The 229-nt window shown below is 43.2% G+C and carries 1 protein-coding gene; it reads right to left on the bottom strand.

The genetic code is table 11. The features are described 5' to 3' along the window. Positions 1-55: 55 nt before the first annotated feature. Positions 56-229, bottom strand: a 174-nt coding sequence (locus tag ACWA1B_RS23785; RefSeq protein ID WP_456911170.1) for a helix-turn-helix domain-containing protein, incomplete at its 5' end; no start/stop codon positions are given.

Below are 229 nucleotides of genomic sequence, written 5' to 3'. Positions count from 1 at the left end.
AGTGAAATTAAAGAGCAGGACTGGGATTTATTGACTGAAATGCAGGGCTGATTTTTCAGCGCCTTCCTGTAAAATTCTTTTTTATTATTTCCCTGTACTTAAAGGGCGTGAATCCGGTCTGTCTCTTGAAGAAACGCTCAAACCCGCTTGTGCTTTTAAAGCCCAGTTCGGAGGCGGTAAAAGCAATGGATCTTGAAGTGTCAAAAAGTTTTAATCTGGCCCTGCGGGC

The organism is Flavobacterium xizangense, from assembly GCF_054075145.1.
The sequence above is the reverse complement of the archived record's forward strand: the minus strand, read 5'-3'. Positions and strand labels throughout refer to the sequence as shown.